Below are 11,073 nucleotides of genomic sequence, written 5' to 3' on the forward strand. Positions count from 1 at the left end.
AAAAAACGCTTGAAGGTATCTTCCTCCAAGCGTTTTTATCCTCTGGACAACTCAAATAATTTATTCTTTACTTAACAGGTCCATACAACTCTGCTTCAATAATAGATAAACCTCCTTTGGCATCAGCCTCTTTACTGGCTACTCCATCATCTAGTTTCTTGCCATTCACTTCTTTTGTATTATCTTCTTGTTCCGCTACTTGGTCAATCAATTCTATTTTAATTTTCTTTCCTTTAATGGCCTTAAAGTTGGCTGTAAAATAACCTAAATTGCGGGTAGAGTTTCCTCTGAATGCCTCTTTTCCATCAATTGAAATTCGGATAGGATACGTTTTCGTTCTAAAGTTATTCAGTTTCAAGGTTACTTCATTGATAGCGTTAGCATTGGTAATTTCATATTCAATCCATGCAGTACCTAATTTGCCATCGTTTACCCAAGCACTGGCTTCGTTATCATCATAGCTTGATACTGCTTTATCTTGGTTTGCCCCAGCAATGGCACCGACAATTTCTAATGATTTTCTATCAATCGTAAAAGAAGTAGACAAAGGTGTTGCCCCTCTTGATAAGTTAGCAGGTAAACCATGTGATGGTAATTGTAATGCCAAGCCATCTTTTACTTCAAAAGGTACAGATTTTAAAGAGACACTTCCTTCTTTTAGTCCATTCGAAACCGCATTCACAATAATATTACCTGCATTAAGCGTTGAACGTAATAAGAAACGGTTTACGCCACATTCCACGGGCAATATTTTAGAAAGAATATAGTTATCCTCAGGTCCTTGTGCCATACCTCCTCGCCATTCAGCTTCACCTGATAAAGAAAACTGTATTTCGTTCAACGCTGTTGGGCAACGCTTTCCATTCGCATCTACTACTTCTACTTCTATCAAGGCTAAATCCGCTCCGTTGGCAACCAATGATTTTGATGGATTAATTTGCGTTAACTTAACAGCATAAGGTGCTCCCGCTGTTTCATGTTTGGTTTCACAAAGTTTTTTACCTTTTGCATCATATCCAATGGCTGAAATAGTTCCTGACTTCCAAGCGACATCCTTGAAAGTATACAAGAAACGATTATTCTGTTCGCCAAAACCTAACGATTTACCATTTACAAACAATTCTACTTTATCGGCACTCGACATCACATAGATATTTTTAGTAACACCTTCTTTATAATTCCAATGACCTATAATATGTATACGAGGTTTCTCTACATCTACCCAACCGTCCCACATTACCTGATGTGCATAAAAACCATCTTTGATAATGCGTAGTGCATCTACTTCTCCGCTCCTTCTAAAGTTTTCTGCCCCACGGTGATGCGTATTACTTTCAGAGAAAATAATGTTAACGCCTCCTCCATTCACACGCTTCCCTGTCCCTGGTCTTTCTTTCCAATATTCAAACCAGCGAGTAATATTTTCTATTGCCTGAGTATCCTGATTACGATTATATGTACTTGCGTCTTGTCCATTATGCGTAGGTCCTTCACCTTCTTTATGATAAGGTGGTGAAAATTCATCCCAATATTTACGCAAGGCTTCATCGCGACTATATTCCATTTGCCACATGGGTTTTGTTGCACTTTTATTGATATAAAGCATTTCTCCCCCATATTCCGCTTCTTTGCTTGCTAACATATTTCTACTTCCAATAGCTCTGCCTCCATTTGCATCATACAAATTTCTGATGTCTTTCATTTCTTTCATGTGCTGGTCGCTAATTTGGTTGTTGCCAGATTCATAAAAGATAATGCTTGGATTATTTCGGTTATAAATAATGGCATCACGCATTACTTCCTTGCGTTGCTCCCATCGTCTGCCTTCTACATCTTTTTCTGAATCCCCTGCTGGCATGGCTTGAATCAGCCCTACTCTATCACAACTTTCTACATCTTGCTTCCAAGGACTAATGTGCATCCATCTTACCAAATTGGCATTACTTTCTACCATCAATTGATTACTGTAATCGCTCAACCAAGCGGGTACAGATGCCCCAATCGCTGGCCATTCGTTACTTGTTCTTTGTGCATACCCCTTTAAATGTAATACCCTATCATTCAAGGTCAAGGCACCATTAGTGAAAGCTGTTTTTCTAAAACCTGTTGTAGTTTTAACAACATCAATTACTTTATTATTAACACTAATAGACGTATATACATTATAAAGATAGCCATAGCCCCAACTCCAAAAATTCAAGTTTTTGATGAGCGATGCTGTTTTGATAATTTTGGTTTCATTGGGCGCGAGTGTAACATTCAAGATTTTGAAATCAGATGCTATCTTTTTACCCGTTATCGCATCTTCGATATAAGCCGAATATTGAAAGGTTTTGGTGTCAGGATATTCATTCTTTATTTCTGCTTCGGCAGTAACTGTAGCTGATTTTTGAGGAATGTTAAAATCCTTCCCATACACATATACGCCTGTTGTTTTGAGGTTAGAATACAAAGGCAATGTTTGATATAATTTATCGGCTACATGTAAATAAACATTCTTGGTAATACCTCCATAGTTAGCATTAAAGTTTTTATCATTCCATTGAAATCCACTTCTCGTTGCCTTCTCGTGATAGTTCCAAGCGTTATCAATTCTTGCAGCAATTACATTGTCTTCCCCAAACTTTACATCATTGCTAATATCAAAACCAAAAGCCATGGCTCCATTTTCGCTCATGCCAATTGGCTTTCCATTGAGGAAGAACTCGCCTGCTTGTCTAACACCCTCAAACTCTAAAAATATTTTCTTTCCTTTTTGATTTGCATCAATCTTAAAGTGTTTTCTATACCAAATAATCCCTGTAGAATGTTTTTCGATAGATACTTTAAAAGCTTCATCCTCATTAAAAGCGCGTGGCAGTGTTACTGGTTTCCATGAAGCATCGTTAAATACAACTTTTGATGCCAAGGAATCATCGCCGACAAACATTTTCCATGATGGATTAAAATTGTATTTTATTCTAGGGTTAGTGGTTTGTTGCGCAATGGCGGAACATAGTAAGAAATAAAATAGTGCTGTTGCACCACCTTTTCTTAGACAGAAAATATAATTCATTTTATGAGTTTAGTTGCTTGTGATTTTAAAAAATAAGGAGCTGGCAATATGCAATTAATTACGTGAGGATAAAGCGTAGAATGTTTAAGGTTTACTCAAAGTAGGCATCTATACATTGCTAATTAGTATAGTTTATAGCATAAAAATATGCTATAAACTTATGCTGGTCGTAGGTTAATTATTTATATTTTACTTAGTCAACTATTTCCTCCAAGTCTTTATAAACTAAATCCGCACCAGACGGTCTTGGTATAACAGCTAATTCAAGCCCTTTTAATTCTGCTCCTGCATATCCTAGTCCATTCGTACTTTTTATTTCTTCAAGTTTATTCCAGCTGTTAACTAACACAAGTCCTGTTGCTTCAAAAGCCTCCCCTTTTATTTGAATATCAAGATATTCTTTACCATCTTTTTCAATGAATTTATTAAAAGTGTAATGGAGTTCCTCAGGATTTGATTTGACTATTGATGCTAGTTCATTTTTGTATTCCTTAGTAGTAGGAGCAAACTTATCAAAAACAGTATTTGATGTATTCTTACTGTTGTTACAAGCAGTCAACAAAGTTAGACAGCCGAAAAGAGCGGTAGTGATTGTCGAAATTTTCATTTTTATGAGGTTTAACTATTTGATAATATATACAGCAGATTGCAAATTAGCAAGCTAAGACATGGTTTTTAGGTGTTATATCTGTAGTACGTAATCATGTATTAGCTTTACACAAACATAATGTAATACTGGTAACAAAAAAAGAGGGGAATTACTTATTTTCTAAAATAAATAATTCCCCTCTAAATACTCAAAATAGAAAAGAGTGTCACGCTCGTATGTTCAATTATTCCATAGCAACCAAAGGCTAAAACAAACTCAAAAATTTCTTAGGAACTTCAGTCTCAAAATACATTTCTTCATCGGTAATCGGATGTACAAATGATAATACCCAAGCATGTAGTCCCAAACGCCCGATTGGGTCGGTCTTAGCACCATACTTTTCATCTCCTATTATCGGATGTCCAATATCTTTCATATGCACCCTGATTTGATTTTTTCTACCCGTTTCTAAATTCACTTTTACTAGCGTATTAAATTCACTAGTATTTAGGGTATCATAATGCGTAATAGCTTCTTTTCCTATATCTGGATTTGAAGTAGAATAAACAGTCAACGCCTTGCTTTCTACTAAATACGAACGAATAGTCCCTAATGGGTATTCTATAACGTCCTCGGTAACAGCCAAATACGTACGCTGTTGAATTGTTTCATTCCAAGATTCTTGTAAAAGTTTCTGTACTCTTTCGCTTTTAGCAAACATCATCAAACCCGACGTTTCGCGGTCTAGGCGATGTACTACAAATATTCTGTTCGCAGGGTCTTGTTTTTTTACATGGTCACTCAGCGTACTATAGGCATTATAAAGCTTTTGCTTTTCAGTAGCAATTGACAGAAACCCTTCTTGTTTCTCAATAATGATTAAATATTGGTCTTCATAAATAATCGTAAGACCTTTATACTTTTGTATTTCTGGTGCTTTAGAGCTTTTAATATTAACAATTTGCCCTACTTTCAGTACGTAATTATATTGTGTGATGGCTTTATTGTCAACCAACACTTGCTTATCTTTTAAAAAAGATTTTATATTATGGCGACTTTTATTTGGCATCTTGTCCAACAAAAAAGTCAACAATTCTCCTGATTCACTTACCTCAAAATGGCGTTCTGTTTTTTTTGTATCTTTTGGATTTCGTTCATTTGTTCTTCTATCCGTTTCTTTCATCTTCTAAAACTGTTTACTGTTTTCCAAAAGTCTATATCGTTTGGTTTTGCAAAGGTACAAAAATTAGGAGCTTATTTCTAATAATAGCATCCACCTATCGTTGTAAGTATTGTTCAAATCTGATTTTTAAATATTTGTATCAAATTGATAATTTCGTTAAGTTTAATTATTCAATTGAAAATTCCACAACACAATGAAAAAAACACTTTTTATAATACTCATTCTCTGTAAAGTACTCTCGACAAATGCCCAAGGTTTAAATGCTTCTGGCAATTTTCTACAAGATGTTAATGGAAAACCTGTACTATCGAACAATTCTGTTGAAATAGAAGGGAATCCGTATTTTCCCGAAGAATGGGCCGCCGGTAGTATAAAACTGAAAAATGGTGCTATTGTTACCTATAATGCATTAAGGCTAAATACTGCTACGGGTGCACTTGAGTTTTTAAGAGATGACCAAACTTTTGTAGTGACTAATGCTTTTGATGAGTTTACTATTTTCAATGCTACTTTCAGAAGAGGTTTTCCCGCTGTTGACAGCCAAACAAATAATACTTTTTATGAAGTATTGTATGATGGTAAAGTTAAATTGCTGTGTTACAAAAATGCAGTAATGTATGAAGAAAAGCCTTATAATTCCGCTACTAAAACCAAGAAGTTTTTACATAATACTAATTATTATATCTTGAAAGCAGATGGCACGATGGCTAAAGCTAAAAAAGACAAAAAAGCTATTTTGGCTATTTTGAATGATAAACCTGCTCAGATAGAGGAGTACTTAAAAAAAGAAAAGATTAAGGAATGGAGTGATGTCGCTAATACTTTAGCATATTACGAAAAACTATAAAGCAAAGCTTTCATTATTAGAGCCTTCATTTGTATTAATGGAGGCTCTGATAATGTAACATTAGTACTTTTAATAACAAATAGTTTAAAAATTAGTTATTGATTCAATAGCGTATTTTACCTATATTGTTTTATAAGTACTTTCCAATAAATTATGCCTAAGCTTTCGATTGACGATAAATTTATTGACTTCTCAGACTACGGACGCCCCATTGCTACGTTTTTAGCTTATCATTTATCGAATTTAAAAATAAACGCCATTCAAGTAACTTTTGTTTTCTTATTGGCTGGTATCATTTGTGTTTATTGTATCCAGACAAATCATTATATTTTGGCGGCAATTTTCTTGATGCTCAAAAATATTTTGGATGCTGTCGATGGTGAAATTGCCAGAATTACCAAACATCCATCAATTATTGGAAGGTATCTTGACTCCATTTTTGATTTTATCATTAATCTACTTATTCTATTTAGTATTCTTACGATTGAAAGTTCTTCGAAGGTAATTTTCATGATGGCTTTCTTTGGCATTGAATTTCAATGTTCGATTTATAACTATTATTATGTAATTTTGAGGAGAAGCTTGAACAACGATGAAACCAGTCGTATCCTTGAATTTAGGAAACCTGTTAGCTATCATTATGAAAATCAGCAGATAGCAAATATTTTACATATTGCATTCCTGTGTTTGTATTTAGTATTTGATGCGCTGGTTTATGTATTAGACAAACCTGCTCTTTCTGTAAAGAAATTTCCAAAATGGTTTATGAGTCTACTTTCTTTGCTAGGGCTAGGTTTTCAATTATTAATAATTTGTACTTTGCTTTGTTTAGGATTAACCAAAATGATTTTACCTTTTTTTGCTTGGTACAGTATTTTCGGTTTATTTGTAATTTTAATCAGAAAATTACTAGTGAGGTAAACGACAATTATCTTTTTACTTCCTCATAAAATGAATGTAAACTCAGGGCTAGGCAAAACTGAATATTGGTTTATCGCTATATTTTTTATATTGTACTTAATTTATTTAGGGCGTGTCTTTTGGATAGCAAGGCGACTCAAAACTACGGCACGTTCAAGTATTTTGAAGTTTTTTTTAAGATCAGCCTACTTCGGTTTAATGATACTTGCGTTGCTTAATCCTTCGTTTGGAGAGTTGAATGAAGCCGTAAAAGCAGAAAACAGAGAAATATTTTTCCTTGTAGATGTCTCCAAATCAATGGATGCAACTGATATACAGCCTAGTAGGGTTGAAAAAGCAAAATTTGAAATAAACAGGGTAATTAACCAATTTCCTTATGACAGAATTGGTATTATTGTTTTTTCAGAAGAACCATTTTTACTATCACCTCTTACCTTTGATAAAAATGCAATAAGCCTGTTTGTGCCCAAAATCAATACTAGTTTATTGTTAGGTGGAGGTTCGTTGATTAATCCAGCCCTTGAAATGGCTTATAATCGATTACAAAAATCAAAGTCAAAGAATAAATCAAAGACAATCGTGTTGATGAGTGATGGCGAGTTTTCGGATGAATATGACAGAAACATTGTTGGGCAAATTAAACAAAATGGTATCAATTTCTTTTGCGTTGGCATCGGCACTACTAAAGGAACTACGATAAAAGAAGGAAATTCTTTCAAAAAAGATAATGATGGAAATATCGTTATTACAAAGTTAGACAATACTTCCTTGAAAAAAATCACCAATGAAGCCAAAGGTAAATACTTAGAAATAAGCAGTATATCTAATAGTTTGACAGCGTTAATTACCGAAATCAGCCAAATAAAAAGTACTTTTTCAAATAATCAGCAAATTAATGTTGTTGTAAATAAATATTTTTATTTTCTAATCATTGCATTATTTTTGCTAGGAATTGACGTTTTCTTTACTGTTAGGACATTTCAATTATAATTTTGCTGTAATACTTTTTTTTAAAACTAATGCCGATTAAACTTTATGCTATTAATTAAGTTTAATCTATTATTATCACATAAAATTATTAAAATCAATCAACCTTGTTAAATCAATTTGTTTTATATATTTTTCTTTGGATACTTGACAATGGCTCATTCTCGAAAGTAAATACAAGAAATAGAGCAAAAGTCGAAGCAATGATTGCATTTAGAAAAAAGGATTATCGTGAAGCGGCAAACCAATATCTTATTTTATCTAAACAATCCATTTTTACACCTCCCGAAGTATCTTTAAATTATGCACACGCTCTTTTTGAAGCTAAAGACACGCTGGCTGCTCGTCAAATATATGCTCGATTAAGTGGGTTAAAAGAAGCCAAACTTACTTCCACTACGTTAGTACAATTGGGTTTGATATTTTGTAATCAGCAAGACACTGCCAAAGCGCTGACTCTTTTCAAAAAAGCTTTAGTGATGATGCCAGAAAATAATATCGCAAGGTTTAATTACGAATTATTGAAAAGAAGATTTAAGCCAAAACAAGAGTCAACATCTAAGCCTCCACCACCAAGTACTCAAAAAACACCTCCTAAACCTCCTACTCAGGAAAATGTTGAAGTCGCCAAAAATGAAAGTCAACAAGAACTACTGAAAACATTAAAAAATTATGGCTTAACTGTTGATAAAGCTAAAACCATATTGGATGCTATGAAAAGTAGCGAAATCCAATACATTCAGCAACGTCAAGTAAATACTAAGAACCCTAATAAATTAATAACAAAACAAAACTGGTAAGAACCAATTTTATGAATACGCAAGAAGTTTATATTATGTCGGCTGTGAGAACACCGATTGGAAGTTTTGGAGGAGTATTATCGAGTCTCTCGGCTACTCAACTTGGAAGTATCGCAATTAAGGCTGCTGTTGAAAAAGCAAACATTAAACCCGAAAGCGTGGAGGAAGTATTAATGGGGAATGTAGTTTCTGCTAATATTGGCCAAGCGCCTGCTCGTCAAGCGGCTTTGGGTGCGGGCTTATCTCCACAGGCTAGATGTACTACTATTAACAAAGTTTGTGCTTCAGGAACAAAGTCTATCATGTTGGCGGCACAAAGTATTATGCTCGGTCAAGCTGATATTGTAGTGGCTGGTGGAATGGAAAGTATGTCAAATGCACCTTTTTATGTTCCCAATGCAAGATTTGGCTATAAATATGGTTCATCAGCATTGGTAGATGGTCTGGAGAAAGATGGTCTGACTGATGCTTATGAAAACTGTGCGATGGGATTTTTTGCAGATAGAACTGCTCGTAAATATGGCATTAGCCGTGAAGCGCAGGATGGATACAGCATTGACTCATACAAACGCTCTGCCGAAGCTACACAAAATGGCTTATTCAAAGACGAAATCATTCCTGTAGAAGTAAAAACCAAACAAGGCAGTATTTTTATTACAGAAGACGAAGAATACAAAAAGGTTAAATTTGAGAAAATCCCTGATTTAAAACCTATTTTTGAAAAAAGAGGTACTGTAACGGCTGCGAGTTCTTCAAATTTAAGTGATGGTGCATCGGCATTGGTATTAATGTCGAAAAAGAAAGCTGACAAACTGGGCTTATTACCGATTGCAAAAATTATCGGAATGGCTGATGCAGAACAAGAACCAGAATTCTTTACTACTACGCCAACTGTGGCACTGCCAAAGGCTATCAAAATGGCGAATTTAATTAAAGAAGAAATTGACTATTTTGAAGTGAATGAAGCTTTTTCAGTTGTACCTTTGGCATTCGAAAAAATATTGGATATTCCACACAAAAAAGTAAACATTAATGGTGGTGCTGTATCGTTAGGACATCCGCTAGGAGCATCGGGTGCCAGAATAGTAACTACATTGATTTGGATTTTGAAACAAAAAAATGCACGATACGGAGCCGCGGGTATCTGTAATGGTGGCGGAGGGGCTTCATCAATTGTGATTGAAAGGATGTAATCTCTAAAAGTTTGTGATAATTTTGTAAAAATTATTTAACGACACAGACTTTAAATAAGCGTGATTAAACACGCAAAACAACATAATGAAAGTAATTAAAAACACTAATTTTAATTTTCCGAACCAAACAGGTTTCTACAAAGGAAAAGTACGTGATGTATATTCTTTTGAAAACTTGTTGGTAATGGTTGCCTCAGACCGTATCTCAGCTTTTGATGTAGTTTTACCTAAAGCGATTCCATTTAAAGGCCAAGTACTTAACCAGATTGCAGAACACTTTTTGAATGCAACCAGAGATGTAGTACCAAATTGGCTAGTGGCAAGTCCTGACCCTAACGTAAGTGTGGGCTTGAAGTGTGAAACTTACCCTGTTGAAATGGTCGTAAGGGGCTATTTAGCTGGTCATGCTTGGCGTACTTATAAATCAGGCTTGCGTACTTTATGCGGTGTAACTTTGCCAGAAGGCTTGAAGGAAAACGACAAATTGCCTACGCCAATTATTACGCCAACTACGAAAGCTCATGAAGGGCACGATGAGGATATTTCAAGAGAGGAAATTTTAGCCCAAGGCTTAGTGTCTGAAGAAGAATACAGCCAGCTTGAAAAATATACGCTTGCTCTTTTTGCAAAAGGAACAGCAATGGCAGCCGAACAAAAATTAATTTTAGTGGATACTAAATATGAATTTGGGAAAAAGGATAATCAAATCACTTTAATTGATGAGATTCACACACCAGATTCTTCTCGCTATTTTTATGCCGAAGGTTACCAAGAACGCCAAAACAATAATGAAGCACAAAAGCAACTTTCTAAAGAATTTGTGCGTGAATGGTTAATTGCGAATGGTTTTCAAGGTAAAGATGGTCAAGTTATTCCTGAAATGACGGACGAATGGGTAAATCAGGTTTCAGAACGTTACATTGAACTTTTTGAACAAGTAACTGGCAAAAAATTCATTAAAGATGACTCTGAAGATGTTTTGGTTAGAGTTGAGGAAAATGTGAACAATTATTTAAAGTCTTTGTAGGAAGTAAAACAAGAAATTACAACAATTTATGGAATTTAAGGTAGAAAAAAATGAGCAGTATGCTCTAATCGAACTTAAAGAAACTGCTTTAACGCAGGAAAATTATACTGATTTAGAGAAAATCGTTCGCCAGCTTTTCAGAGAAGGCTATGGTAATATCATTATTGAATTTAATCAAATTATTGAGCTAGACGGTCATGGCATTTCTGTTATTCGTAAAGCCAATAAAATCTGCCTGAACGAATTAGGCTTATTAATTATCGTGACAAAAAATGATGAAATAATTGATCAATTAGATGCCGCTAAAATTGAAGAATTAACCGTAATGCCTACGGTTCAGGAAGCAATAGATGCGGTATATTTGAATGAATTGGAAAATGATTTCCAATCAGATGAAGATGATGAATACGATCACGGTGAATACAGTGAAGGCGGTTCAGACGATGATTATTAATATCATATACAAGAGGT

At 34.6% G+C, this 11,073-nt stretch carries 10 protein-coding genes; 7 read left to right on the forward strand and 3 right to left on the reverse strand.

Translation table 11 applies throughout. The features are described 5' to 3' along the window. Nucleotides 1-67: 67 nt before the first annotated feature. From AC07N0_RS10895 to AC07N0_RS10905, 3 genes are all read right to left on the reverse strand, one after another. Nucleotides 68-3,055, reverse strand: a complete 2,988-nt coding sequence (locus AC07N0_RS10895) for a glycoside hydrolase family 2 protein (protein ID WP_494589197.1) — start codon at nucleotides 3,053-3,055, stop codon at nucleotides 68-70. A gap of 193 nt (nucleotides 3,056-3,248) precedes the next feature. Next, the gene (locus tag AC07N0_RS10900; protein WP_494589198.1) at nucleotides 3,249-3,662 is read right to left on the reverse strand and encodes a hypothetical protein; all 414 of its coding nucleotides are present in this window, start codon (nucleotides 3,660-3,662) and stop codon (nucleotides 3,249-3,251) included. 247 nt (nucleotides 3,663-3,909) lie between these two features. Continuing rightward, a complete protein-coding gene (locus tag AC07N0_RS10905; protein ID WP_494589199.1) occupies nucleotides 3,910-4,827 on the reverse strand; it encodes an RluA family pseudouridine synthase in 918 nt (305 codons plus the stop codon). A gap of 193 nt (nucleotides 4,828-5,020) precedes the next feature. Between AC07N0_RS10905 and AC07N0_RS10910 the strand changes: the two genes are divergently transcribed. The 7 genes from AC07N0_RS10910 (at nucleotide 5,021) to AC07N0_RS10940 (ending at nucleotide 11,056) form a co-directional block, all read left to right on the forward strand. Further along, nucleotides 5,021-5,674: a hypothetical protein gene (locus tag AC07N0_RS10910; RefSeq protein WP_494589200.1), complete on the forward strand. Its 654-nt coding sequence runs from the start codon at nucleotides 5,021-5,023 to the stop codon at nucleotides 5,672-5,674. Between the two features lie 153 nt (nucleotides 5,675-5,827). Next, a complete protein-coding gene (locus tag AC07N0_RS10915) occupies nucleotides 5,828-6,595 on the forward strand; it encodes a CDP-alcohol phosphatidyltransferase family protein (protein ID WP_494589201.1) in 768 nt (255 codons plus the stop codon). 30 nt (nucleotides 6,596-6,625) lie between these two features. Then, nucleotides 6,626-7,585 (forward strand): vWA domain-containing protein, encoded by a 960-nt coding sequence (locus AC07N0_RS10920; RefSeq protein ID WP_494589202.1) that lies wholly within the window; start codon nucleotides 6,626-6,628, stop codon nucleotides 7,583-7,585. 200 nt (nucleotides 7,586-7,785) lie between these two features. Further along, complete coding sequence (locus AC07N0_RS10925; protein ID WP_492799704.1) at nucleotides 7,786-8,382, forward strand: hypothetical protein; 597 nt, start codon at nucleotides 7,786-7,788, stop codon at nucleotides 8,380-8,382. Nucleotides 8,383-8,393: 11 nt separating this feature from the next. Further along, on the forward strand, nucleotides 8,394-9,575 hold the full coding sequence (locus AC07N0_RS10930) for an acetyl-CoA C-acyltransferase (protein ID WP_492799705.1): 1,182 nt from the start codon (nucleotides 8,394-8,396) through the stop codon (nucleotides 9,573-9,575). Nucleotides 9,576-9,660: 85 nt separating this feature from the next. Further along, nucleotides 9,661-10,602 (forward strand): phosphoribosylaminoimidazolesuccinocarboxamide synthase, encoded by a 942-nt coding sequence (locus tag AC07N0_RS10935; RefSeq protein ID WP_494589203.1) that lies wholly within the window; start codon nucleotides 9,661-9,663, stop codon nucleotides 10,600-10,602. Between the two features lie 28 nt (nucleotides 10,603-10,630). Further along, entirely contained in the window at nucleotides 10,631-11,056 is a 426-nt protein-coding gene (locus tag AC07N0_RS10940) for an STAS domain-containing protein (RefSeq protein WP_492799707.1), read from the forward strand. Nucleotides 11,057-11,073: the final 17 nt, after the last annotated feature.

The sequence above is a fragment of the Arcicella sp. GW821-FHT09D11 genome (genome assembly GCF_059416265.1).

What these genes read in the sequence shown, in the direction of transcription:
- AC07N0_RS10935 (WP_494589203.1), top strand. Translation starts at nt 9,661, where the DNA reads ATGAAAGTAATTAAAAACACTAATTTTAATTTTCCGAACCAAACAGGT.
- AC07N0_RS10910 (WP_494589200.1), top strand. Translation starts at nt 5,021, where the DNA reads ATGAAAAAAACACTTTTTATAATACTCATTCTCTGTAAAGTACTCTCG.
- AC07N0_RS10920 (WP_494589202.1), top strand. Translation starts at nt 6,626, where the DNA reads ATGAATGTAAACTCAGGGCTAGGCAAAACTGAATATTGGTTTATCGCT.
- AC07N0_RS10915 (WP_494589201.1), top strand. Translation starts at nt 5,828, where the DNA reads ATGCCTAAGCTTTCGATTGACGATAAATTTATTGACTTCTCAGACTAC.
- AC07N0_RS10905 (WP_494589199.1), bottom strand. Translation starts at nt 4,827, where the DNA reads ATGAAAGAAACGGATAGAAGAACAAATGAACGAAATCCAAAAGATACA.
- AC07N0_RS10930 (WP_492799705.1), top strand. Translation starts at nt 8,394, where the DNA reads ATGAATACGCAAGAAGTTTATATTATGTCGGCTGTGAGAACACCGATT.
- AC07N0_RS10900 (WP_494589198.1), bottom strand. Translation starts at nt 3,662, where the DNA reads ATGAAAATTTCGACAATCACTACCGCTCTTTTCGGCTGTCTAACTTTG.
- AC07N0_RS10925 (WP_492799704.1), top strand. Translation starts at nt 7,786, where the DNA reads ATGATTGCATTTAGAAAAAAGGATTATCGTGAAGCGGCAAACCAATAT.
- AC07N0_RS10895 (WP_494589197.1), bottom strand. Translation starts at nt 3,055, where the DNA reads ATGAATTATATTTTCTGTCTAAGAAAAGGTGGTGCAACAGCACTATTT.
- AC07N0_RS10940 (WP_492799707.1), top strand. Translation starts at nt 10,631, where the DNA reads ATGGAATTTAAGGTAGAAAAAAATGAGCAGTATGCTCTAATCGAACTT.